Below are 24,125 nucleotides of genomic sequence, written 5' to 3'. Positions count from 1 at the left end.
TTGTAAACCCTGATCATCGGAGTAGTGATTATGAAGGGCGCTCAAACCCGCCAAAAATTCGTTGATACCGCGAACACTCTTTTTCAGCGGCATGGATTTCACGGAGTTGGCTTATCTCGTTTGATAGAAGCCAGCGGAGCCCCGAAAGGCTCTTTCTATTTCCACTTTCCGGGCGGGAAGAAGGAACTTGCGATCGCTGCGATTGAGAAGTCGCGTCAAGATGTTCTGGCTCTGTTACATTTCGCTGCGACCTACGCAGACTCTGCCGCTGATTATGTACGCACCATCGGAAAGGGTTTGCAGGCTTGGATCACGCAGTCTGATTTCTCGGAAGGATGCCCAGTTGCTACATTTACGCTAGAGCTTGCCAGCACATCAGCCGAAATCGCAAAGCTCTGCAATGCTGCGTATCAAGACTGGAACGATTGCATTTCTGGATTTCTCGAAAGCACCGGCATTGAAGCTGAGCGTACTCAAAAGCTGGCTACGCTAATTCTGTCTAGTTACGAAGGGGCAGTGATTATGTGCCGTGCGCAGAAGCAACTGACTCCCATAAAAAACGTTAGCGATGAACTGTCGCTGCTTCTGCGTGTCTAAGCTTTCAAATCACCACGAAGAGCGTTTCGCGCACTGCTAAAGAACACTGCGGTTGGATAGAAAAACAGGATCAGGTCATGTCGCCCAATATCGAAACCGTCGTTCGAGAAAGACGCTCAACGCGGGCTTTCCTCTCAAAACCTATATCTGAATCAAGTATACGGGAGCTGTTGGACCTTGCGCGTTGGTCGCCGTCCGGTAGCAACATGCAGCCATGGCGAGCAACTGTTTTAAGTGGCAAGCCACTTGAACAGATGTGCGATATTGCTCAGAAAACGATCCTTGCAAATCCTATGGGAGAACAAGGAGAATTCCCAGTCTATCCTGCCGGGCTTAAGGACCCACACCGAGCGCTGCGCACTGAAACCGGCGAACTAATGTATGAAAAGCTAGGCATCCCGAGAGAAGACAAGTTTGCACGGCTTGAATGGCTCGCAAACAATTTCCGATTTTTCGGCGCCCCCGTCGGGATGTTAATTTCTATTGATCGCGAGCTTGAGCGTCCGCAGTGGGCTCATTTGGGGATGTTCATGCAAACCTTTGCGCTTCTCGCAGAGTCACGCGGTTTTGCGACCTGTATGCAAGAAGCTTGGGGAAGCGTACGCGAAACATTACATACTCGTCTGGGGCTGCCAGCAAACGATGTAATTTATGCAGGCATCGCTGTCGGATACGCAGACCGGGACGCAAACGTCAATTCGTTGCGAACATCGAGGCGCTCTGTCGATGAGTTTACAACCTTTCGAGGTTTCTAACCCTGTCGCTTCGCCGCAAATGTTAATCCATTTGCGATTCAGCCAGACCATAACAAAAAGACAAGCCCAAAAACTGAACCGACCATCATCATGGGTTGTATCCAAACAATAGGAACAGGAGATCGCATAAGTTTGGGTGACAAGATTTCGGGAACGTGATCGTGCGCGCTGGAAAAGGTCGCCGCGTCCTTCGCTAAAGCTTCGATTTGTCGATGCGAATATATCACTACGCTCGTCACCCCGGCACTCACGATGCCACAAAAAACAAAAATAGCGATCGCCAAAAACAGATTGGACTCGTCGCGTATTGCATGAGCAGCCGCAAAAACGCCAAACGTCAAGGTCAACCAAACCATAGTCAGATTGGCGACGCGTGTCGCCATTTGGGATCGAAGGTCAGCGATTTCATAGGGAGTCATTCGAGCAACATTTCTATCAGCTTACACAGGCTACACGCAAACGCCCGATGGGCAAGTCCAGGCTGGCGCCTTGAGATAAGCCTAATTGTCTCAAGATTGAGAATTGAAAAGCAAGCGGCTTAAATTCGCCCCAGAGCAGACGCTGACTAAGGCTGGTGGGCGAGCAAAAGAAGACATAAAGCGGTTGGACGGGAATCAAAGTTAGATCGCTTTATTGGACGAGACTTCAATCGAATTTCGATGCAACAACCATTGAGTTATCGCGGGTTTAGACTTAGGGCGCGAAAACAAGTACCCTTGGAACTGAGTGCAGCCGAGTGAAACAAGTTCATCGCGCTCGGAGGCGGTTTCAACGCCCTCGGCTAAACATTCAATGTCCAGCTTACCCGCCAAATCCGTTAGAGCTGAAACGATCGCATGCTTGTCTTTATTTGAATCGATATCGCTAACGAACATCCGGTCTAGTTTAATTCGATCCACCTTGAAACGCGTCAAATTCGAGATCGACGCATGTCCTGTTCCGAAATCGTCTAGTTCGATTTTGTATCCTAGGTCTCGAAGTCTTTTGACTTGCGAGATTGCGAGATCTTCACGGTCTCCGAAAAGAACACTTTCAACGATCTCAATTGAAATATCGTGGGAAGACAAACCGCTATCGCAAACCCTTTGATTTAACTCATCGATCAGACCGGGGTTGCGGAGTTGGTTTGCGGCGAAGTTCAAACTGACTCGCGGCACATCGATCGCAAGGTCACGCCAGGTTTTTAAGGCTTCAATCGATTGCTGAATACAAATCGTGGTAAGCTCATCGCCGAGACCATTGTCCATTGCGAGATCTAGAAAGTGAATTGGCGCGAGCGTGCCTCTCTCAGGATGATCCCATCTAAGCAACGCTTCCATTCCGATGACGCGCTTGGCTGAAACATCAACTTGCGGTTGGAAATGCACAATCAGTTCTTGCTTGGCCAATCCGCGTTTGAGTTGCTCTAAGGTCGTTCTTTGCCGCTCGCGTTGAATGCGTTGCGCTTTGGAGGAGAATTTGAAGAGACCGCGCCCTGCTGCTTTCGCGTCATAAAGCGCCAAGTCTGCGTTGGAGAGCAATAATTCCGTGTTTCGCTCAGACTGTGAATAGAATGCAATCCCAATGCTCGCATTCACTTGTAACTCTGCACCATTGTAAGAGATTGGCATGGATGCTCCGCGAATGATCGACTCGGCGAGCTTACTGGCCTTCTCTTGTGTAGCATTCTCCCGGGAGAGCACCAGAAACTCATCGCCACCCACCCGGAAGATAAGGTCGCTTGATGAAACCTGTTGAATAAGAACTTGCGCAATAACCCGTAGAATTTCATCTCCCGCGTGGTGACCGTGCGTATCATTGGCAATCTTGAAACGGTCTAGATCTATGTGCATCGCGATCCACTCTTCATCCGAGTTATCGGTGCCGCGAATTTCATCTAGTTTACGGTCCATGCACCGCCGGTTCCTCAAGCCCGTAAGCGGATCATGTAGGGCAAGGTATTCAACATGTTCCTTGGTGGCGGTCAGCTCTTGAAGATCACGAGAGAAAGAGGCCACGTTTCGGGCCATCTCTCCAATTTCATCTTTCCGCGTCGCATCTTCTACTTGGACGCTGAACTGACCATTGCGAATTCGGGTCATGTCAGACGAAAGGCGTTGTAGTGCAGAAGCTAGATGATTGGCGCGATAGAACGCGATTAGACTTCCTACGATCAAGAGCACGATTAAAGAGATCTGTGCGGCCGTCATATGTTCGCGAAATCGCGACCGGTTCTCGATCATTGCGCGTTCTTCAAAAATGCGCGCTTGAGCGTACACTGATGACATCGTCGACTGGATACGATTCTTTTTGACTGAGAGGTTTTCGAACGTCGGAATATTGCTCGAGGGTCTGAGTCCTAGAACAATTTCGGCATTGTCGGCCCACTCTATCGCACTCCGCTCGAGTTCGAGAAGAGTCTCCGCATCTACACCCATCTCAACATGTGACGTCAGTTCTTTGAGGTCAGCTAAAACTTTGTTGCGTAGAGCAGTAAAAGTCTCCGAGATTTCCTCTTGTGGGATGATCCGATCGAAAGAGGTAACTTCGCCGACATACCTATCAATTTCGGCAATCGAAGCTTTTGACGACACAACAACTTCGAGTGCTTTAGTGACCTGTTGCTGATGAATCTCAGCATACTCATGACTGTTTCGAGCTGTATCCGAAATCCAGAACATTGCGCTCGACCCGATGATCAAGAGCACAGCCAAAGGCAAAAATATGCTTATGCGCAGAGATCCAGATCTGCCATTCATCGTTCCGGCACCTCTGGAGGAAGTGCTGGCGTTGTGACGTGAACATCGTTGGCCGATAGCGTCTCTAGGAATGCGATGATCGCATCTATTTCTGAATCGCTCAGCTCAAGATCGGTGACGTCCTCTGATTTGGACGGCCGTGCCAAGCCACCCTCATTATAATGACGAAGAACATCGCGAAGCGACTGCAAGTTTCCTCGATGCATGTATGGCGCTCGAATGGCTACATTTCTCAGTGTAGGTGTCTTAAACGCAAACTGTGCCTCTGCGTTATCTGGCTCATACTTTCCGCGTCCAATGTCATCTGTGTCGAGACCTATGTCGTGAAAATCATAGTCGGTAAACGCCCAACCTGAATGGCAAGCTGCGCATTTAGCTTTACCGGTGAATAGATCGAGTCCTGCGCGTGCTTGCTGCGAAATTGCGTCATCGTCACCATTAATCCAATCATCAAACGGTGCGTGGCCAGATCTCAAAGTGCGTTCATAAGTGGCAATGCTACGAACAACGGTCCCGCCGGATATTCCGTCATCGAAAAGTGTTTCAAACCAACGTTTATACTCAGGGATCAGCATCAGCCGTTCGACGACGTCGTCGATTGTGTTGTTCATCTCTTTCGGGTGTGTGATTGGCTGACTTGCTTGTTCTTCTAGCGAGCCGACTTTTCCATCCCAATGTAGGCGCTTTGCTTCTGCTAAGTTTTCAATAGTGGGGGCGTGCCGGTCCAGCGGCTCATTCATAGCGCCGATGGTTCTGGCTGCTGGTGTCTCCCATCCAAATGACGGATTGTGGCACGATGCACAGCTCATGTTCTGAGCGCCAGAAAGACGCGGATCGAAAAATAGTTTCTTTCCTAGCGCCGCAACCTGGGGAGAGTATGGAGCATCCTCAGGGAAAGAAATCACATCAGGTCTGCGAAATTCATCGCGAAGTTTCTGGTCATCGGGCGGTCCGAGCTGACTGAAAACCGCAATGCTTCCAACGCAAATCAGTTGAAGAAAAAAGTGCCCCATTTGAGACTAACAACCCTGTATTTCGACTTTGGGTTGTATTGTGTTTTGGAGAATATTTGGTGAATTTCCATCTCCAAATTTTCGAATACGGATCTCGTCACCGGCTCGCTGTCTGTGCGTTTTGCTTTCAGTATTAGATTTCGATACTCCACTACAGCGGGCTCACGCACGGCGTGGCAAGGCATACAACGATGCAGAATTCGAGATGAGTACCATCCAATAAAATGCCCAGCCGTTTCGGCCGGGCATTCGGTTCAAGTCTCTTGCAGGCTGGGTGGGGGACGCACGCGGAGACCGAACGTAAACTTGTTTACACATTGGCTCTCGATGCACAACACCGATCAACGCATAACAGTTTTGCGAGCAGAAGGAGACATAAACAGAACTGACCGTGCAGAGCGCCTGTGCACGGTCAGCTTGTAGAGTTGGGAGAACGTCACTGTTCCATTCCAAAGGCGCGGGCGAATTCGCGCGGATCGAAATACTCCCTAAACAAAGTTATCTTACCTTCGTCTACATGGAAGAGACCGCCATAGGTCTGACGATAGGTTTCGCCCGTCGGAATGATGTCGACTTCGCCGCGATATTCGACAAAAATCGTGCGCGGATCCTGCATCGGATAGAAGACTAGATGATCGGTGAAGTTGGCAGCGCCAGACACCTCGGGCCACGCCGCATATTGTGCAATCAAAGCCTCCTTCCCTGTGACACGGCTTGGGAAGTTGCTTGGCACGTAAGGCATGTCCTGGACGGCATCATCGGCCCAAACACTATTCACCTTCGCCATGTCCTTTTCTTCCAGACCTGTGAGAAAATCCATGACGACCGCGCGGGTCTGTTGCCGAAGAATATATTCTGAAGGATCTTTGCTCGCTGCCTCAATCGCAGGACCGAACACGTCGCGCGAACCGATCTCATCGGTTACAGTAAAAGTCATGGACGTGATCTTCCATGCTTGGCCGTCATGAGCGAATTGATAGTCATACTGGCCATCGACCTGCCAGTAGGCGTCGTTAATCCAATGACCTGCCGCGACCGCGGCCGTGGCTGTAGCCGTCTCGCTGTTGATTTGCGTTTGGATAGAGGACAGGGCGTGACGCGTTCGGTCAAAGCCTGGCAATACGCTTGCCCATTCGGTCATCAGGCCTTGCGGACTTTTGATCTCGGCGGGCTGTCCGCTCAAGGAAGAATAGTCGATCATCACTTCAGGCGCATAAAGACGTTCGAGCGCAGTGAACTCGCCGCGATCAGCAAGCGTGCCCACACTTTCAACAATTGTTGTGATGGCAGCTTCGTCTTCGGGCGAGGCGTGCGCAATGGGGGAAAGGGAGAATGCGGCGGTCATAGCTAGGGTTCCAATAAAATATTTCATGAGTGTCTCCAGGGGAATGCGGGCCCAACGCATGGCTGGGCCCTTAGGATCCAGATTAGTTTTCGATGAAAAAGGCAGCAGCGTAATCGGCGGCTTTTTCGACTTGCGTCTCACTGTCATAGAAATCGAATTGACCGACGCCGTCGAGCCAGATGGACTGGCTGCCTTTAGAGGTGAGCGCAGCTTCAAACTTGCGCGCGCCTTGCGGGATGGCGGCAGCTTCAGAGTGCACGACCAGCACGGGCTGAGTGATTTCAGACGCGGTCCGCACACTGTCAAAAGTCAGCCAGCCTTCCCAGGAGGCGAGATTGAACGTGTTTTCCCATTGTGGGATCCGGCCGCGGTTTGGGTCATTGTAGTACCCGCCATCCATTGCCATGAGAGCTCCTGAATCTGCATCGCCTGCAGCTGCAATGAGTTGCGGCTCACCGGTTTCGGCTTCAGTTGCGGCAGCTGCACGGCCGGTCTCGATGAGCGCCGAGACGCTGTCTTCGCCGCCGTAGACAGTTTCAACAATTTCAGCATCGTGCAGCCACGGTGCCACGAGGGCGACAGACTGTAAGATTGGCGAGCGCTCTGCGGCCGTCGCCATGTATCCTGCACTGGCGCAGACGCCGAGACCGTTGACGCCGCTGACATCGCCGCGGGTGACTAGGAAGTTTCCTGCTGCGATGATGTCTTCGACTTTCATCTCAGGGCTTTCCAGGCTGCGTGTGTCACCGCCGCTTTCACCCCAAGTGCGGAAGTCGAACGAAAGCGCCATCTGCCCGCGCTCGGCGAGTTCAGAGGCATATAGCCCGGACATATGCTCCTTGATGGAGGTCCATGAACCTGTGACGATTACAGCTTCGGACGGGTTCGCATCGGTGACGCCTTCGGGAATATAAAGGTCTCCGACAATCGTATCGCCGCCGGAGGTGAATGTGACGCGCTCCACGGTGTAAGACCTGTCAGCCGGTATTGGCGTTTCGGCTGCAGACGCGCCTGCGAGGGTTAGAATGGAAGCAGTTGCTGCAAGGGTTTTGATGAATTTGCTCATTGGTTTGGTCCTTTAGGTTTAAGTTCCCGGAACGCTGTGTTCCGATGAAGCCAACCTAGAGGCGGGGGCGTTTGTTTGATTGCTGATCCCTGCGCAGGTTTTGAAGATTCCTGCTTTTTGACAAAACTGCCCTATATGACCCGGCATGAAGACTTACCAAGAAATCTACCCCTCCGAGCCCTTAATGCGGTCGGGCGATATAGTGCGTCAGCGGGCCAGTGATTTGCTCAGCTTGGAATACTTCGAGGCTGACCCAGATGAGATGCCGGCGCAGGCTTTCGATCAGCATCATATTCTGATCAGTCTGAAGGAAACGCCGCACCGCGTTGAAAACTGGCGGGACGGCGAGCACCGGGACTTCATCTTTCATCAGAATGAAATTGTGGTGACACCGGCTGGGCTTGAAAGCGGGTGGCGCTGGCACGAGCAATCAAGGTGTATTGTGATCACTTTGGATCCTGCGAAGCTTGAGTCCTTTACTCAAAATGAGCTCGGCGTTCTTCTGACAGATCAGCAATTGCATGATCTTCCGCAATTCGAGGACGAGGACATTACAAGTGCGGCGGTGATGCTCCTGGATGCGCTTCGCTTGCCCGGACACAGCTCAGACTTGATGTTTGAGAGCCTTGCGCGCGTGTTTCTAGTGAAACTCGTGCAGAAGTATGGCGACGAACGCAGTGAAGATATCGCCTTTTCCCCGGCATTCAGCGCCGCCCATTACAAGCGCGTTCTGGATTTTGTGGCAGACAAATATGGCCAGTCGATCCAGATCGAAGACATTGCCAGACAGGCTGGACTTTCAACATCTCACTTCTCGCGCTTATTCAAACAAACGGTCGGTGACACCCCTTATCAATTTCTGATGCGCTACAGAGTCGAACGTGCCAGCGAGATGCTCGCCGATCCGTCTAACGCGCTGATCGATATTGCGTTGGCATGTGGCTTTTCCGATCAGCCGCACTTCACCAGGACGTTCAAACAGATCAAAGGCGAAACGCCGAAGCAATGGCGAAAGAAAGCTGGATAAGAGACGATCGAGCGTCTTAGACTTGCTCATCCCTAGCCATTCATGGTTTCGGCAAAGCGAGCAAAACCAGACGCTAGCTCAGCGGCTTAGGTCGCTGGTTATCAAGCGTTTGTTGCATTCTGAGTTATTTCATTCGCGGGCCCGCCACCAAATCCTGGCGACGATCAAAGCTCAAGTATCGCTGCGTGCCTCTGATCACGCATTATCACAGATGCGGTAAAACCTATCGCCGCCAGAGTTTTCGAGTGAAACGGAACAGAACGAAGATCAAACCGCAAAATACCACACCCACAACAGCCACGGTGAACATATGTCGGCGCAACATTTTCGCTCGCGCGTTGTGGCCAATTTGAGCTTGCACATCAAAATCAGCTGGCAGCGCCACAACCTTTAGGTCCGCGGCGTAACGATTATAGTCAGACAGCATTTCTTGATGCAGTTCCGTTTCTTGCTCCGAAAGGTCGATTGTTTCGCCTGGGTCATCCACAATGTTATGCAAACGCCAGGTGGCGTCACCATGCGGTTTCGTATTTCGCGTTAGCTTGAACTGTCCTTTGAACAGCGCGGCGTTGCCTGCAACTTCGAGTCCCACTGATTCATCATCACCATAGACTTCACTCTCGGCATTCGTAAGCACAGGCGACAAGCTACGTCCATTCATGGTTTCGCTTACGGGCAATCCAGCCATATCGATTATAGTTGGTGCAATGTCGGTTACAAAGCTTCGCGCTTTCGTAAAGCCTTTAGGATCAATGCCCGGACCGCTGACAATGAGAGGTACACGGGTTCCACCTTCGCTTGCGTACATCTTAAATAGCGAGCCCGGTGCGGCGGCAGCGCTCGCCCACTCAGTGCCGATGGCAACCATACTTCCGCGTTCTCCCATACCTTCGACATCCGTATGGTAGTCGTTTGCCCGCATCCACAATTTGAAAACCGTGTCTTCGATCGGGTCATTGAACTCCGGTCCGTTATCCGATGTGATTATGAAAATCGTATTGTCGAGTACATCTTGCTTTTTCAGGTCATCGACGAGACGACCAATGTGGAAATCCATTGCTTCAAGCATGCCAGCATTGACCATCATGCTGCGCTCATAATGTTCTTTTTCTTCTTGGCTGAGTGAATGCCATGGCCGTAAATCGGGGTGCGTTTCTGGGGGCGAAGCGGTTTCCGGAATAAGCCCTAGCTGTTTTGCCCGATCAAACCGTTGCTCGCGAAGTGCGTCCCAACCCTGTGCATAGACCCCTACATATTTGTCGGTGAACTCTCGGGGCGCTTGCACAGGTATGTGGATTGCTTGAAATGCGACATAGGCAAAGAACGGTTGAGCTGTGTCTCTTTCTCCGAGATATTGGATCATCTTGTCGACGAGAAACCGCGACGAATAGAAGTCGTCCGGCAAAGTCGCTGGCTCACCATCCTCGAACCAAGGCGCATATTCGTATAGCGGCATAAACGGCTTTTGTTCCCAATTGTCGGCGCCTGAAGCGTCGAGCGCAAATGACCGGTCAAAGCCGTGTCGATTGGGAAGGTCGTTTTGATCCTGGCCAAGATGCCACTTGCCCGTCATATAAGTTTGGTAGCCCGCTGTCTTTAGCGTTTCGGCAACCGTTTCTACTTCAGGCAATAGACGAAGTTCGTAGCCCGGTTGGCCTTTCTGTTCCGGTGTTATGACTTCCGGGATTGTGCCGACACCGGTTCTGTGACTGTCCAGACCTGTTAGTAGCATCGCGCGCGACGGTGCACAGAGTGGTGACGTGTGGTAGTTGGAGAATCTGACGCCTTGGTCTGCAAGCGCATTGATATTGGGCGTATGCGCCTCTCCGCCATATTCGCCAAAATCCATAAACGCGCCATCATCGACTAAAATAACAACAAAGTTTGGCCGGGCATACGCGGTTCCAGCTGTCCATATCGCCGTGAGGAGAAAGGCAAAAAGACTCGATACGGTTTTCAACGGCATGAGAAGCTCCTCTTGACGGAACATCAATTTGGACGGGCGCGGTGGTGTTTAAAATAGATGGGTAGCCAGTCTGTCCCTTCAGCTTTCAGCTCTGGGGTCACATTGACAGGCCGGTTGGCTCGAGAATTTTGTAATAGCTTTTCAAAACGACTTTTCTTCGACCAAAGCCTCGAAACGGTTTCGTCTGAGTGCAGTCGCGCAGGTCTATGGGCGGTGACGGACTTCATTTCTTCAGGACAAATAATTTCTGCCTGAAGAATATCCGCGGCCGCATCTCCTAAGAAAAGTCGGGCTTGGGCTTTATGCTCATCACTCAGAATCTGAAATCGCTTCTGGATTTCAGCTAGGCAATAGACTCGATATGGCGCCGTCATCACCGTCCACTCTAAACCATCGACCTTATAGGATGTTGTATCCTCACCTTCTAGGAAGGCGTTTCGGTTTGCCAGTAAGTACGGAACATAGTCTGACGCCATTTTTTGCATGAGGTCTTTAAGATCGTCGGGAACCGTCGAAATTTCCGGCGCTGCATTCACGTCTTCTGGCCGCGTCGCCCAAAGTCGCGCTACCCAAGAAAAAACGTTTGGCGCACGGACTTGCATGATTTCTTGTGGGGTCGGGTCATTGCTAAAGTGCGGAAACATCGGCCCCTGCAATCCGAAATCTGCTTCACAGGGCCTGTACCCAAACAGGAATGGACGCTTTTTTAGAATTGGCTGCAAGAGGTCAAGCAAATCGATATAGAGTTGTTCGATCTGACGATTATGCCGGTCGCTAACCAAACCGTTCCGCTTGAGGTGGACGCCCGTTTGACGAGATTTAATGACCCATCTCAGCATGAACCGCGGCAGGGGCAAACCTCTGGCCGCAATCGTATACGTGAATTCATCGCTTCGCCGGCGCTCGTCCATGTCGAAGGCCCACCGATAGTATAAAGCAGGTGCCCAAAGCCACTCATCGAAGCTGTCTTCTAGAAAGTAGCTGCAAAACGCCACCAACGGGTCTCTCGGCCGGATGGGCGTTTCTGGCGTCCCATTCTCAAAGGCTTGGATGATGGGTGTTGTATCGCAAAGCCACGTACCATCTGGGCACTCGACCAAAGGAAACTGCGTGACGCCGACTTTTTTGGGAAGCTGAGCGAAGCCCGGGGAGTCGAGTTCAACATACTTGTAAGGAATGCCTTTTACCTGGAAATAGTTCTCGAGCTTTTTGGTGAAATAGGAACAGAACATTCCATAAATGGTATAATACCCCTCTTGTATGTTCGCGGTGTTGCTTTCCATTCTCTCCTCCAAAAGTCTCATTACCGTTCGGGTTCCGGGCTAGGCTAGAACAGCGAGGCGTGCTGCCCACCGTCAATGACAATGTTCTGTCCGACGATGAATCTTGCGAGCTGACTGCACAAGAACGCGGCCATCGGAGCGAGATCATCCGCCTCGCCGACGAACCCTGCAGGAATGTGATTATTGGCCAGAAAGTGCGGGCGTACGACTTCCGATACAGGCTCCAGGCCGAAGGCAGCCGCATAGTCTTTCATGATTTCATTTGCACCTTCAGTTTGGAACATGCCCGGCAACAAATTATTGATATTCACGCCATGCTTGGCGATTTCCCGGGAAACGCTTGCTGTGTAATTGATGAGGGCTGACCGCGCGGGGCCAGACATGAGGCGCCATATCATCGGGTTTTTAGCCGAGAACGTGGCGATATTCACAATCCGCCCCCACCCCTTTTCCTTCATCGTAGGTATATAGTTCCGCATGATCTCTATCGGACCGACCAGCGTGGTTTCAATCGACTCTCGCCACATGTCCGGCGTGACTTTCAAAAAGTCTCCATTGGGGGCTGGCGGCTTTATCGTGATCGCGAGAATGTCCGGCTGTGGACACGCCTCAAACAAAGCTTTTCGCCCTTGTTCTGTTGAAGAGTCGGCAACCACAGGCGTCACTGATGTCCCGTACTTCTCTGAAATCTCTTTTGCTGCATTGTTGAGGCGTTCTTCGCGGCGCGCAGAGATATAGAGATCTACCCCCGCCTCGGCTAAACGCTCAGCGGTCGCACGGCCCATTCCAGCGCTGCCGCCCGCCATGATCGCTGTTTTGCCCTTGATACCCAGATCCATCTTGGTTCCTCCAATTTCTGGAATTCATGTTCATTCTGTTTACGAGTGCGTACGTCTATTTTCTTCCGAGGCCTTCGCCATCGAGCCGCCATCGAAGTGTTTCGATCCGGTCCTGCCCGAAGAAAGGCTCGCCCTGAAAAACCATAGTTGGCACGCCCCAATGCCCGGCTTGTTCGAGTGCCTGATGATTGTCGGCAACAGAGGCGCGGACATCGGCTTCGTGCATGGCGGTCTCCATGTCAGTAAGACTTAATCCGATGTTTTTTGCTGCTTGTGCCAGGTGATCAGATTTGTCCCAATCGGGTATCCCACACCAAATCACTGCTGCCGCTGCATGTGCGAAATCGATGCCTTTGCCCAAGCTCTCGGCGATGACGCCCAGACCCGTTAGCCACCAGATCAGGGGCTGTTCCTCAGGGACAGAAAATGTCTCTCGGTCTTGAATGACGGGATCTGGTTTTGGCCAGACAAAGGCCAGACCCAGAAATTCTGCACGACGGCGCGCATCCATGACGATGTAGCGCGGTCGCTTTTTGTCGGACGCGTCGAAGATCGTGGATTTCGCGCGTAGCGCGATCGGTAGAACCGGACGCAAACGCACTTGAACCTCATAATCCTCACGAAGCTTGAGAAGGTCAGTTGTGACCAAATAGGAGTATGGACTGCGAAAGGACCAAAAAACGTCAACCACGTTCGCCATGAGATTTTCTCCTCCCAGCGCACCAAGAAGCGTGCAGCTATTGATGCCCAGAATGGGAGGCGGGGCCGAATTGCGCGAGACCGAACCAGGCCACACACTATCCATATCAGGCCAAATCGGATGCTCGCTTGCGATATTCAGACGGTGATTGTCCGGTCCAACCTTTAAAGGCACGTCCAAAATGGGACGGATTGTCAAACCCCAACTCGTAGGCAATCGAAGCCACAGCTTCCGCAGTCTCTTTAAGCAAGGACTGAGCAAGTTCTTGCCGCGTCACGTCCAATATCTTCTGATAGGAGGTTCCATCATCTTTAAGGCGTCTTCTGAGACTACGCGGGGACATTCCCATCGTGCTCGCGAGCTCTGCGAGTTTTGGCGGCGCAGAGATATTATTCAGAAAAATGGCGGAAACTCTGTGCGACAGATCACTTTCAGCATGAGCCGCAGCGAGTTGAGCTTCACACATTTCCTCTAACAACCGCACCGTCTGCGGGTCGGCTTGCTTTAGAGGTTGATCGATGAACGCCGGGTCGAGGATGACGCGGTTCTGCAACGCACCAAACATCAATGCGAAGCCAAACTGGTCGCGCACGGCACCGAAATCAGGTGGTGGCGGCAAAGCCAATTCCAGTCTTCGAACCAGATGCGCGCCATTCAGGGGGGCAAGAAAGACGCGGTCAAGGAACAAAGCATAGGCCGTGATCGCAAAATATTGGACCTGCTCATTGCGTACGGTGGGCTCCAGCGCAATCGCCAACCCAGCGTCCTTCGCGATTGTCCGCGTATCGAGCGTACGGGTGAACAGTCGCCCATATCTAGAGAACAGGCTGAGTGCGCGAGAAATGCGGCCACTATTGATCACTGCCATAATCGCCAAGCTTGATGTCGCGATATCAACTTTTTGGGAAATCCGCAGCGCCAAGTGCAGATCGTTCGTTATGGCCAGCACACGCAGAATAAACTGCTCATGTTGATGGGCGCTCAGCCGAAACGTCTCATCGGCAAGTTGTGAAGGCGAGATATCGATCCCTTCAAGCAATTCACCTTCGTTATAGCCGTCTTCTGTCAGGACCGAGAGTATCAGTCTTGGAAAGTTCGGTAGGTGTTGCACCTCACGTAGCGTTCGCTCTGATTGCATCTAACTGCCAAGTTAATGTTGGAGTATGTGTAGCTTACTATCACTCCCGTTCTTTTTTCAAATCACGAGGTACTGACGCGTTAGCGAGAGTAGAAAACACGGTTATGCTTCCATGCTTGGTCGAGATCACGGTCAGGATTAGAGCAACAAAGAATCGCTCTGGAACAACCGCTCGGCTGGTCTGTTGCGCGAGCAAAAGCATGGGTAATCGGGCGGACTGTTAGCCAGTCGAGCTCCTGATAGGTTCGCAGCATTGGGCTGCGGACATGAAGGAGAATACGATGAACGTGTTTATTGGATTGGATGTTTCGCTGCGATCTGTGGCGATGTGCGTGCTTGGTACGGATGGTAATCCGATCGAAGAGACCAACCTGGATTGCGAGGTTGAGGCGATCTCAGATCATATCCGAACCAAGGGCTATTCAGTCGAACGGATTGGTTTTGAGGCTGGCACCATGAGCCAGGCTTTATTCCATGGTTTAACAGCCGAAGGCTTTGACGTGGTCTGCATGGAATCCCGCCAAGTCTCAGCAGCCATGTCTGCTATGCGGAACAAAACCGACAAGACCGACGCGCGAGGCATCGCTCAAATTCTTCGGGCGGGCTGGTACAATCCGGTTCATATGAAGAGCCGCGAGAGCCATGAGGTCAAAGCGCTGTTGGCCGCTCGCAAAGCCATCCTCAACCGCTGCATCGATTTGGAGAATGAGATCCGGGGGCTGTTCAAAGCGTTTGGGATCAGACTGCCATCTCGTCTCAGCCGACTTCGGTTCGATGAGAAAGTCCGGCCGATCATCGAGGCCGATGATACGCTCGCCTTTGCACTCCTGCCCATGCTGGATGTCCGGGGCGAACTCTATGATGCTTATCGATTGATGGAGAAGCGTGTCATCGCCGTGTCGCGGAAGGACCAGGTTTGCAAGCTACTGATGACGGCGCCTGGCGTTGGTCCGATCACAGCCCTCTCGTTCAAAGCGGCTGTCGATGACCCAACACGCTTTAAGTCTTCCAGACTGGTTGGGGCGCACTTCGGCCTAACACCGAGACGCTTCCAATCTGGCGAGATGGATAATACGGGGCGTATCTCTCGGGCCGGCGACAAAGACGTACGCGCGACGCTCTATATTGCAGCCAACTCACTTCTGATCGTATCGGGGCGGCCATCGTCGTTGAAGGCGTGGGGCCTGAAACTGATCCGAACCAAAGGCATCCGGCGTGCCCGCATCGCAGTCGCGCGCAAGCTTGCTGTGATCCTGCACCGGATGTGGATCACGAATATGCCATTCCAGACGGAGGGCGTCGCATGATCTAAACCCTAGAGATACCCGGTTCGTCCTGGTCTGGACGAAGTGTGTGGATGACGCCGTTTATGTCTCCTGCGCTCGAAGACGAAGCGCGCGCAAAAGCAAGGCGCCCCACAACACAAGATCACACACATGCATGCAGCGGCGCCAACGCTATGCGCCAACCAGACTGCGAAGAGAAGCGTGACCCAGACTTGGCGAAGAACCGGATCAAAGACGAAAATATGGAGCTTGACCCGAAAGCCCGATTAGAGAAGCAGAAATAAACCTACAGTACGCTTTCGTTGGCATCGAAACGTACCATAGACCTGACCGCCGTCGAAAAGAATCAGAAGGTCCCCATGAGCAATTTCTGAATGATCGGAAATTTGACACCCCAACTAGTGATGAAACCGGCGGTCTAATGCACGCTGACTAGGTGAGCTTATTCTCCTATGCCGCCTCCCCTGAATGACTCTGGAGACAAATCTGGAAGCCCATGAAACCTTACATAGGATTTCGGATAGGGAAAGATCTGCACAAAATCGTCGTGAGTGTTTCCAAAGTGAAACTATATCTGATTGACCTTTAGTTTTCGGATTAGTTTGAATCCCTACGTCCGCTCGTGAGGTCTGCAACTACCCCAAAATGGTCGGAACGTTTCCGGCCTCGATGATCTTCGGCAGGCCTTCCGACGACCGCTTTAACATTCAGCGGAGCTGTAACAGCGATGTGATCAATTGAGAGCTGGTCTACGCCATTTAGTGGACCTCTTGTGACCACTTCATAATTCTCCAGAGCTAGCTCCAAAAGTTCGTAGGAGTGTTTAGGTCCCCAAGACCGTGGCATTCTTCGGTTGAAGTCTCCCAGTACTATCGTCGGGCCTTCTATTGCCCAAACATCTAGATATGACATTAGTTTTCGAAGAAACGCATTGTGTTGGCTCCATGGCTTTTCCTTGGGTGTTACGCCGAGCGGACTGGCAAAATGGTAAGGTACGCAAATTCCAACGATCCTAGTTTGGATTCCAGCTAGATTGCATAACCCTGTAACGGCACTGCCGGTCTCCTCTAGTTCATTGATGACCTCGACAGATACCCAAGGTTGATGAGACCAGATTAGCACTTTGCGCTCGTCTTCTTTTTGAGGGCTCCAAGCAATACCTTTCGAGGAGATTGTAAAACCTCCGAGAGTTTCTAAGGAGTCAACCCAAGCTTCCGTTAGGCAAATCACGTCCGGGGCGATGCTCGCAATCTCTTCGATTAGAGACTTGGCTTGCCATGAGCCGGGTCGTTTGCGTTCGATATTCCAGTTGACCAACCGAAACATAGTTTACCTTTTCAGATAATAGTTAGTTCTCCACGCGCGGAGGCGCGTCACCGCAGGGTAACTTTACTTAAGTCGCAGGTTATGACCAGCTTGCTTGATGAGCATACGAGCAGCACCATCCGCACAGTCCGACCCGTACAATCTTGCGGAGCTGGAGAGGGGACTGCATTCAATAATGGCGGCCATCTCTCAAAAGTCCGATAAGCAATTGAGTAAAACGCGTTTTGCGGGTCGTTTCATCGGTGGAAAAGTCGCGGGCGTTACAGCCATGTCAGCTTTTTATGGAGCCGTCGCAACCTTCGGTACCGCGAGCACGGGCACCGCAATCAGCACCCTAAGCGGAGCGGCAGCGACCAATGCGACTCTCTACTGGATTGGTGGACTGGTCGGTGGGGGGGTGGCTGCAGGCGCAACAGTGATGACCTTCGGAGCGACTGTAATAGGTGCTGGCGCAATGCTATGGTGGTCGCACAAGTTCGGTTCAAAACCTAGACAATTGCGCGATCTGGAGCTCCCTGAGAAGCGCATCCTGTGCAGCTGCGACATTCTTTTGCGAGCGTTGGAACCCGAAGCGAATGATATAGCGAATACTTCCCGGCGAACTCCCTCAGGGGCAGAGCGGATGCTTCTGTCTCAAGATGGAATTCAGCCGATTATAGCGGCGATTAGCTCGAGTTTGTTGTCAAAAGAAAGAGAAGAGCTCCTGAAGAAACGGCTTAAAAGAAAGTATGTTAAAACGCTCAGGGCGGAATACGAAAAGCTGGTCGAATGGCAGAGGGCGTTCGCGCGAACTTATACAAAGAAGTCCTCGAGAAGAGCAAAGCCACGTATTTCTAACGGGTCGGTTTTGCTCCAGCTTTGGCGCATCTTCTTCAGCAAGAAGGAACAAGAAGTCGACATTGAGCGCACTGCATCCGGATCCGTGTTTCTGACATTTGTACATTTGATCAAAGACCCCTCTGGCCCCATGAGCAGCGAACATGAGTTTGTTTTAGATGCCATTCGACGTTCGAGGACCGAGCTCTGTGATGCGACGGTGGAGGAAGTTTCAAACTTTTTGAGTTTGCTTTCGTCCGACGAGCTTACAGAAGTCACAAAGGTGACAAACGATCTATTTAAGGCTCACGTTAAAAATAAGTATCGGTCTTCAAATGAAAACATAGTGGGAGAGGAGCAGGATTTAGATCAAGGCGATCTCACATTTGTGCTTGAAGGAGGCGAGATTGAAAGGGTCCGGCACGTCGCTTCCATAAACACCGATGAGATCCATGAACATTTTCAACTTCATCCTGCAGTTGAGCTTCGCGCATCTGAGGCGCTAAAACCACAACAACTAATTGCGATTCTCGAGGGTCTCGGAAGCACCGAACTCAAAGAATTTGTTCTGAACCAAGATGTCATACGTCGGCTCGCAGAATTGAAAGCACTTGGGTTTATTAGCAGTATCTCCGATGAACTTATTTCATCTGCTTACGTGGTGGCCGCGACAACGGTGCATTCAATCATAGTGAAGAAACAAAGCCCGGAAGCAGCGCTCAATGACGCGCTCATCATTTCGGGCATCATTACATCCGGGAACATCATATCTAATACTCTCGGAGATTCGCTAGGGTTACCATAAGGTCGGATTGAAAAGGGCGGAAGTATTTTGCTCCAAGCCTAGAACTACTCGTTAGTGACCGAACGCCATTTGAGTACAACTTCTATAGCTCATGAATGTTTATTGTTTCGGCTTAGCGGAAACTCGAATCAGCGGTTGCGCGAGCAACAGACACAAGGCCGTCAGCCTAAAACATCTTGTAGTGAATCTAATCGTAGTTTCTAGATTGCACGTTGCATTTCTAGCGCGACCAGTGCGTCTGTTGAAGGTTTACCCAGATAATACCCCTGTCCGCGACTAACGCCCAGCAGCTTGAGCGTATCGAGCTCGGACTTGGTTTCGATACCTTCAGCGATGATTTGTGCGCTTGTCTCCCGGGTATAGAATACCAACGCGCTGACTAAAGCGCGGCGCGCCAGATCTGAATCCACATTTCGAGTGAGACTCATGTCGAGTTTTATGAATTCTGGATCAAGTTGAACAATGTGCCGCAGCGAGGAATGCCCAGCTCCGGCGTCATCAATGGCGACCCTTAGCCCGCGCTGGCGTAGGATTGCGAGTGCTCTGTTGACATCATCATAATCTTCAATCACGGCATGCTCAGTGATTTCAAGCACCACTTTGCTCAGATCGAAAGAATGCATCTTTGTCTGAAACGCATCAGTAAGCAGAGTCCTTGGTGATACGTTGACCGACAGATAAGTATCGCAAATCATGCGATCTAAATTCTGTAGAGCTACCTCAATTGCAGACAACTCAAGCTCAGTGGATAAGCCTACGTCCGCCGCTTCATTGAACCAAATGTCCGGCGAACGAACAGGTTCAACCGAGAACCGGCTCAACGATTCAAATCCCGCCGTGTTCATCGTGAGGAGGTCGATGATCGGCTGGAAAACAATATTGAAACTGGAGTTCGCTACGACGCTTCCAACACGCGCGCGCTTCACCTCAAAGTCCTGACGCGCTTGATGGTCTCTTTGAACCTGTGCGGCTGCCAAATCAGCAAACATGCGCATGGTTTCGAGATCACGTGAGTTGAGGGATAAATTGGGTTCAGGACTGAGGCAACAGAACATGCCAAAGGCGCGTCCATCAGGAAGTCTGATCGGAATGCTCATATGCGAACCGATCGGAATTGCCTGGGTAATCGGTAAGGCGGTACAAATGGGTTCTTGCGATGTGTCTGGAATGAGCTCCGGCAACCGACCTTCCAGTATATGCTGACAATACACATCCTCGAGGCTCTGGCTGTCACCGACATCGATCAGCTCTTCAAGGCCCGGCGCGCTTACGTTCCTAAAGATAGATCGACCATCCACGAACTCTGAAAGATACGCGACCGACATGCCCAAATGCTTTCGGATCACGTCCAAGGCGGAATCAACTACATTTTGATCATACGGATCTTGTATGTTTTCCAGCGCGCGAGACGAGGTAGACGAAGACATATTTAAGCTTTCAGTTTCAGTATTTCGTCTCGGCTAACAGCTTAAAGTTGTTTTTACGTTACTCTAAGGTCGCGGTATTGGAACCTCTCAGCCGCTGCGAACTGAAGCAACAAGCCTAGATTTGCAGAAGCGTCAAAAAAGCAATCAAAAGGAAACGAAAAGAACGATCTAGTTTTCTACAAGCAATCTGAAAACAGGCGGTCGAAACTACGATTGTTCTTGGTCCCCAAGAAACGATACTCTTGTCTTATTGGATTGGGTTATGACGGTCTTTCTTGATCCACCTGCTGCACTGGAATTACGATTTCGAAGTTCGTGAAGAGCTCTTGCGCCCAGCTAGCTATCGCCTCATCCGCGGAATTGCGGCAAGTCAGAACAGCTTCTTCGAATCTATCGACTGCTTCCGGGCTAGCCACCTTCTTGCAAGCGACAAACTCTTTGGATTTCTCTCTTATGAACGAACGCGCGGTCTCACTTGTTGATGCAACGAGCGGCGTTAGGAGTTGATCCAGAGCCAATTCTGGACTGGACTCTAGCGGCAGCATCGCCCCTAGCTCAAAGTATAGCTCGGTGAAGTGCTCCACGCTATCTGGCGTGGTGGTAACTTCCTTGAGGTTGATAAACGTATCTTTGGCGACCTTTTGCTTTGTGTTCTTTTGCATACCACTCAATAGTTTTTTCCAGCTTGAGGCCGTTTTCGTCACTATCTCCGTGCCATCGAGCACTCCGAGAGCATGCTGTGAAACTGCGGCGCGAAATGGTCCAACCGGTGGTCGGTAACCTTGCGACAATCGAATGAACAAGTGGGTCATTGCGCTACTGTCTTCTTCTTGGAAAAACTGCTCCCAATCAGATTCATCAAATGCGCCATAGTATGAGTCGAGAGCGGCTGGGATTTTGTCTAGACCCTCTACTCCGTATTCATGAATGGCTTCGACCAAACGAGGTGCGACTTTGAGGCTATCGCTTCCTCCAATATGATCGTCGAATTTTTCAGACCAGTTTGCGAACTTACGCAAAAACTTTGTGACTAAGTTATCGTCTAGCAGCTCTTCTATCTCAAAAAACCTTGTCATGACGTCTGAAATTGACAGGCGATTAAAGTTCGCATCGAGAACCAGGCGACGGAATGTGGGGACCAACGGTGGTTGTGATGCATCGGCTAGAGTGAATGTCATCCATTCAGCAAATCCGTCAGCTGTCGCGATAAGGCCTGATAATTCCCTTATCACTTCATGTTCATCGTCATAATTTGAAATCAGCACAGCCACGCGCGGAACTAATTGAGATATATCGCCAAAGTGAGGATGGTTTGTCGGCAGTTGTGGGGAAAGATTGCCATTGCCAGTCTTGGCAATCAGCCAGAGCAAGTGAGCGGTTACGACTGGATTTTTGCTATCAGCGGTACGATCAAGATGCCACAGCAGAGAACCATCATCGTATTGTTGTTTGATCCTAGCAATTAACGGATTTTGATCGGAAGCATTAGCGATAACACTTTTGGAAAGCTTCAAAAGTCCTTCCAACGCCGCGGGAGATAGCTTTTCAGAATGCAGTCTGTTGCAGAGCCGGTCCAAACATGTCTGCAGGAATGCTTGTTTTGCAAATTTCGGAGCACTATCTATCGCTCGAGCGACCACATCTGGCGCTGATGTAACAAGTTCCAGACTGGCGGTGGCGAGCTCCTCGTCGGAATGCCGCATTTTGAATGAACTCGCGGAAACATCCGATAACTCTCTGCTTTTTGCGAATACACCGATCGCAAACTTCTGTCCGTCAGGGAAAACGATCTGTCGAAAGAGCAATTTGGCTGCATTCGCGTTTTGCCTCACAATGGCCTGGGTGGCATAGCCGACAAACGTGACCCAATTTCTTCCGGTCTCGTGCGTACGGTCTTCGATTTCAGGTAAGCCGCTGGAGTACCAAGAAATAACTGCGCGAGTTCGCTCCGTGAGTTCTTCGGCCGGTGAATGCCCAAGAATTTCTGCCAACCCAGTATAGTAGTTGGCGTCTTCGGAGTCGCACTTGTCCAAGAATGGAATGGCCTCATCCAAATGCGCCCAGGTCTCTACCAAGTGCCGTTCGTTGAACTGATCGTGCGCTAAGAACTCTCCGGCAATAGCTAGCGAGTAACCTCGGTTTTGTGCCCAGCTCTCCGCGTTCCTTTCGATAAGGTCGGGCAAGACCTCCCAGAAGCCCGGCAACTTGGAGAGTCGCTCAAATTCACCGAATTCATATTCTTCAATTGATTTCGCGATATCTTGGCCCAGCAACACTTGGTATGCGTGTTGCGGATCAACGTTAAATGCGAGCGCAACCATATTTCTATGCCAGTCGCCGTCTACGATGCGGGCTTGGCGTCTGTCGATGATGGATGTTGATTGCAATACCGACGGGTTTTGTTCAATCCGCGACCGGTTCAATATGTATAACGCAATGTGAGCTACTGGAATGTCGTCCTGCCATTGATTCCAAATCGTGCCAATTTCGTTGACGTAGGTGTTCAGAGAACGAGGAGTTGCGTGCTTTTTTTCATCTTGAAGCCGAATATCAAATAGGCGGTGAACCTTCAGTCGCTCAGCTTCCGGCAAATTTATGGGCAAAGACCAATCCAACTTGTCGAACAAATAGTTTTTCCAATCGGTGGCCACGGGTGGTGCCACCCTCATGGTGAGGTCGAACGACTTTGCCACTAGGCTTTGCGCATTCTTAATCGCCGACTCGTGGTCGCTTTGATTCTCTTTTTGAAATGCTTCGGAGATATACGCGCTGTCGAACGGTATCACTGCTGTCACTGCGGACTGGGGAAGCTTCGCTCCTCTATTTCTAGCAGCAAAAATGGATCGCGCTTCGCTCCAAACTTCAAAAAAATTACGGATGGGTAACCGGTCGATATTGTCCAATACTAATATTATGCGGTCGTTTTTTTTCTGAGCGACGGAAAGCAATTCGCGAAAGAAGTTCTGAAATTCCTCCCCTGTCGGGCTTCGCTCATTTACATGCTGTGTAAAACTATCTTGGTCGGTTTCGCGAGAGAACAAACGCGTCGCGGCAGACAACGCAGCCAGCGGGTCATTGACATCTTTACGTAGCAGGCTCGCCAAGAATGCGAAAACAAAAACAACGTATAGAATAGGCAGCGCATACAATGCGATCTTCTGTAGAATAGGAATGATCCAATGTGGATCAGGGCTCGTGGCGAAAGCGAACGGACTAAGCCACATGTACACCAGCGGCAGCAGCGGGAATGCCAAAATAAAAAAAATCGCCGAGAGTTTGTATTGACGTGAGTTTTCGACAGTCGTCTCCACGCGACGATCGCTAAGTTGCTTAGAGTATGTTGCAGCCGTTTTTGTGGAAATAAGGTCTTTGTTTTCAAGCCAACCAATCAACTCTTCCAAAAAGGCGAGCTTGAGTAGTTTCGGTTGATGCAGCCATAAATCGAAACAAAAAAAGTGATACTTCAGTTTTGTCTCATTCGAAGTCTTAATTATACGTTCTGTCAAACGAATGACGCTCGACTTTCCAGCTCCCCACTCACCGTCCAGGCCGATCGCTCCATCATCTTCGGACAGTTCGTTAATTGCGAGAGCGAGGGAACGAGCTGTGCGCTCGTGACCTTCGCCAGAAAACTGGTCGTGTTCCGCAGGTTCGTCGCGAATGAGTCGTGCGAATTTTTTCCGCTCTGTTTCGGCCATATTCTTTCCAGTTCTATTCGAAGAGTTTGAACGCGCCCCGTAACTTTGAGAGTAATGGTAGTCGTTTTACTTATCTTGCATCAAGGTGGGTATTGGTCGAACTTTTTTGAAAATTTCGCGCTACATTTTCGTCCACGAATTTTGATTGGGAGCTTAAGAATACTAAACCCTCGCTTAGAGACTGATTTCGGAAAGAATGATCGCGAATCAAGTTTTAAGACATTGGAAGCCATCGACATGCCAAAGGTGTATTAGGCTGTCCCGAGGTTGAATTTTTATGTCTCTTGTGAGGACCTGCAG

The 24,125-nt window shown here is 50.9% G+C and carries 18 protein-coding genes; 6 read left to right on the top strand and 12 right to left on the bottom strand.

Annotated features, from left to right (window positions below; genetic code table 11):
- Positions 1-30: 30 nt before the first annotated feature.
- The gene (locus MY069_RS11710) at positions 31-597 is read left to right on the top strand and encodes a TetR/AcrR family transcriptional regulator (RefSeq protein WP_482793967.1); all 567 of its coding nucleotides are present in this window, start codon (positions 31-33) and stop codon (positions 595-597) included.
- A 77-nt stretch (positions 598-674) separates the two neighbouring features.
- Positions 675-1,352 (top strand): nitroreductase, encoded by a 678-nt coding sequence (locus MY069_RS11705; RefSeq protein WP_482793966.1) that lies wholly within the window; start codon positions 675-677, stop codon positions 1,350-1,352.
- Between the two features lie 620 nt (positions 1,353-1,972).
- Here the strand turns inward: MY069_RS11705 and MY069_RS11700 are convergent.
- The 4 genes from MY069_RS11700 to MY069_RS11685 all read right to left on the bottom strand — a co-directional run bounded on the left by MY069_RS11700 (position 1,973) and on the right by MY069_RS11685 (position 7,514).
- Positions 1,973-4,090, bottom strand: coding sequence for a putative bifunctional diguanylate cyclase/phosphodiesterase (locus tag MY069_RS11700; RefSeq protein WP_482793965.1), 2,118 nt, complete (start codon positions 4,088-4,090; stop codon positions 1,973-1,975).
- Positions 4,087-5,103, bottom strand: coding sequence for a cytochrome-c peroxidase (locus MY069_RS11695; protein WP_482793964.1), 1,017 nt, complete (start codon positions 5,101-5,103; stop codon positions 4,087-4,089). The genes MY069_RS11700 and MY069_RS11695 overlap by 4 nt, the downstream gene beginning before the upstream one ends.
- 436 nt (positions 5,104-5,539) lie before the next feature.
- Complete coding sequence (locus MY069_RS11690; protein WP_482793963.1) at positions 5,540-6,475, bottom strand: nuclear transport factor 2 family protein; 936 nt, start codon at positions 6,473-6,475, stop codon at positions 5,540-5,542.
- Positions 6,476-6,530: 55 nt separating this feature from the next.
- Positions 6,531-7,514: an alpha/beta hydrolase gene (locus MY069_RS11685; RefSeq protein ID WP_482793962.1), complete on the bottom strand. Its 984-nt coding sequence runs from the start codon at positions 7,512-7,514 to the stop codon at positions 6,531-6,533.
- A 145-nt stretch (positions 7,515-7,659) separates the two neighbouring features.
- Here MY069_RS11685 and MY069_RS11680 point away from each other — a divergent pair, with 145 nt between their 5' ends.
- On the top strand, positions 7,660-8,541 hold the full coding sequence (locus tag MY069_RS11680) for a helix-turn-helix transcriptional regulator (RefSeq protein ID WP_482793961.1): 882 nt from the start codon (positions 7,660-7,662) through the stop codon (positions 8,539-8,541).
- A gap of 223 nt (positions 8,542-8,764) precedes the next feature.
- On the opposite strand, the gene MY069_RS11675 is transcribed toward MY069_RS11680, so the two are convergent.
- The 5 genes from MY069_RS11675 to MY069_RS11655 form a co-directional block, all read right to left on the bottom strand.
- Positions 8,765-10,507, bottom strand: coding sequence for an arylsulfatase (locus MY069_RS11675; RefSeq protein ID WP_482793960.1), 1,743 nt, complete (start codon positions 10,505-10,507; stop codon positions 8,765-8,767).
- Positions 10,508-10,530: 23 nt separating this feature from the next.
- Positions 10,531-11,790: a glutathione S-transferase N-terminal domain-containing protein gene (locus tag MY069_RS11670; RefSeq protein ID WP_482793959.1), complete on the bottom strand. Its 1,260-nt coding sequence runs from the start codon at positions 11,788-11,790 to the stop codon at positions 10,531-10,533.
- 44 nt (positions 11,791-11,834) lie between these two features.
- On the bottom strand, positions 11,835-12,629 hold the full coding sequence (locus tag MY069_RS11665) for an SDR family oxidoreductase (protein WP_482793958.1): 795 nt from the start codon (positions 12,627-12,629) through the stop codon (positions 11,835-11,837).
- 55 nt (positions 12,630-12,684) lie between these two features.
- A complete protein-coding gene (locus tag MY069_RS11660) occupies positions 12,685-13,329 on the bottom strand; it encodes a DsbA family protein (RefSeq protein WP_482793957.1) in 645 nt (214 codons plus the stop codon).
- Between the two features lie 106 nt (positions 13,330-13,435).
- Entirely contained in the window at positions 13,436-14,467 is a 1,032-nt protein-coding gene (locus MY069_RS11655; protein WP_482793956.1) for a helix-turn-helix domain-containing protein, read from the bottom strand.
- A 281-nt stretch (positions 14,468-14,748) separates the two neighbouring features.
- Between MY069_RS11655 and MY069_RS11650 the strand changes: the two genes are divergently transcribed.
- Positions 14,749-15,774, top strand: coding sequence for an IS110 family RNA-guided transposase (locus MY069_RS11650; protein WP_482793955.1), 1,026 nt, complete (start codon positions 14,749-14,751; stop codon positions 15,772-15,774).
- Between the two features lie 50 nt (positions 15,775-15,824).
- Complete coding sequence (locus tag MY069_RS11645; RefSeq protein ID WP_482793954.1) at positions 15,825-16,037, top strand: hypothetical protein; 213 nt, start codon at positions 15,825-15,827, stop codon at positions 16,035-16,037.
- 313 nt (positions 16,038-16,350) lie between these two features.
- On the opposite strand, the gene MY069_RS11640 is transcribed toward MY069_RS11645, so the two are convergent.
- On the bottom strand, positions 16,351-17,079 hold the full coding sequence (locus MY069_RS11640; protein WP_482793953.1) for an endonuclease/exonuclease/phosphatase family protein: 729 nt from the start codon (positions 17,077-17,079) through the stop codon (positions 16,351-16,353).
- A 175-nt stretch (positions 17,080-17,254) separates the two neighbouring features.
- On the opposite strand from MY069_RS11640, the gene MY069_RS11635 reads away from it, so the two are divergent.
- A complete protein-coding gene (locus MY069_RS11635) occupies positions 17,255-18,700 on the top strand; it encodes a hypothetical protein (RefSeq protein ID WP_482793952.1) in 1,446 nt (481 codons plus the stop codon).
- A 200-nt stretch (positions 18,701-18,900) separates the two neighbouring features.
- Here the strand turns inward: MY069_RS11635 and MY069_RS11630 are convergent, their stop codons facing one another.
- Both MY069_RS11630 and MY069_RS11625 read right to left on the bottom strand, forming a co-directional pair.
- On the bottom strand, positions 18,901-20,127 hold the full coding sequence (locus MY069_RS11630; protein ID WP_482793951.1) for a sensor domain-containing phosphodiesterase: 1,227 nt from the start codon (positions 20,125-20,127) through the stop codon (positions 18,901-18,903).
- Between the two features lie 260 nt (positions 20,128-20,387).
- Positions 20,388-23,825, bottom strand: a complete 3,438-nt coding sequence (locus MY069_RS11625; RefSeq protein ID WP_482793950.1) for a P-loop NTPase fold protein — start codon at positions 23,823-23,825, stop codon at positions 20,388-20,390.
- Positions 23,826-24,125: the final 300 nt, after the last annotated feature.

It is taken from the genome of Hyphomonas sp. ske169 (assembly GCF_056850855.1).
Note: the sequence above shows the minus strand (reverse complement) of the source record. Positions and strands in the feature narration are given on the sequence as shown.

What these genes read in the sequence shown, in the direction of transcription:
- MY069_RS11670 (WP_482793959.1), bottom strand. Translation starts at nt 11,790, where the DNA reads ATGGAAAGCAACACCGCGAACATACAAGAGGGGTATTATACCATTTAT.
- MY069_RS11665 (WP_482793958.1), bottom strand. Translation starts at nt 12,629, where the DNA reads ATGGATCTGGGTATCAAGGGCAAAACAGCGATCATGGCGGGCGGCAGC.
- MY069_RS11705 (WP_482793966.1), top strand. Translation starts at nt 675, where the DNA reads ATGTCGCCCAATATCGAAACCGTCGTTCGAGAAAGACGCTCAACGCGG.
- MY069_RS11645 (WP_482793954.1), top strand. Translation starts at nt 15,825, where the DNA reads ATGACGCCGTTTATGTCTCCTGCGCTCGAAGACGAAGCGCGCGCAAAA.
- MY069_RS11640 (WP_482793953.1), bottom strand. Translation starts at nt 17,079, where the DNA reads ATGTTTCGGTTGGTCAACTGGAATATCGAACGCAAACGACCCGGCTCA.
- MY069_RS11660 (WP_482793957.1), bottom strand. Translation starts at nt 13,329, where the DNA reads ATGGCGAACGTGGTTGACGTTTTTTGGTCCTTTCGCAGTCCATACTCC.
- MY069_RS11635 (WP_482793952.1), top strand. Translation starts at nt 17,255, where the DNA reads ATGGCGGCCATCTCTCAAAAGTCCGATAAGCAATTGAGTAAAACGCGT.
- MY069_RS11675 (WP_482793960.1), bottom strand. Translation starts at nt 10,507, where the DNA reads ATGCCGTTGAAAACCGTATCGAGTCTTTTTGCCTTTCTCCTCACGGCG.
- MY069_RS11710 (WP_482793967.1), top strand. Translation starts at nt 31, where the DNA reads ATGAAGGGCGCTCAAACCCGCCAAAAATTCGTTGATACCGCGAACACT.
- MY069_RS11690 (WP_482793963.1), bottom strand. Translation starts at nt 6,475, where the DNA reads ATGAAATATTTTATTGGAACCCTAGCTATGACCGCCGCATTCTCCCTT.
- MY069_RS11685 (WP_482793962.1), bottom strand. Translation starts at nt 7,514, where the DNA reads ATGAGCAAATTCATCAAAACCCTTGCAGCAACTGCTTCCATTCTAACC.
- MY069_RS11695 (WP_482793964.1), bottom strand. Translation starts at nt 5,103, where the DNA reads ATGGGGCACTTTTTTCTTCAACTGATTTGCGTTGGAAGCATTGCGGTT.
- MY069_RS11655 (WP_482793956.1), bottom strand. Translation starts at nt 14,467, where the DNA reads ATGCAATCAGAGCGAACGCTACGTGAGGTGCAACACCTACCGAACTTT.
- MY069_RS11630 (WP_482793951.1), bottom strand. Translation starts at nt 20,127, where the DNA reads ATGTCTTCGTCTACCTCGTCTCGCGCGCTGGAAAACATACAAGATCCG.
- MY069_RS11680 (WP_482793961.1), top strand. Translation starts at nt 7,660, where the DNA reads ATGAAGACTTACCAAGAAATCTACCCCTCCGAGCCCTTAATGCGGTCG.
- MY069_RS11650 (WP_482793955.1), top strand. Translation starts at nt 14,749, where the DNA reads ATGAACGTGTTTATTGGATTGGATGTTTCGCTGCGATCTGTGGCGATG.
- MY069_RS11700 (WP_482793965.1), bottom strand. Translation starts at nt 4,090, where the DNA reads ATGAATGGCAGATCTGGATCTCTGCGCATAAGCATATTTTTGCCTTTG.
- MY069_RS11625 (WP_482793950.1), bottom strand. Translation starts at nt 23,825, where the DNA reads ATGGCCGAAACAGAGCGGAAAAAATTCGCACGACTCATTCGCGACGAA.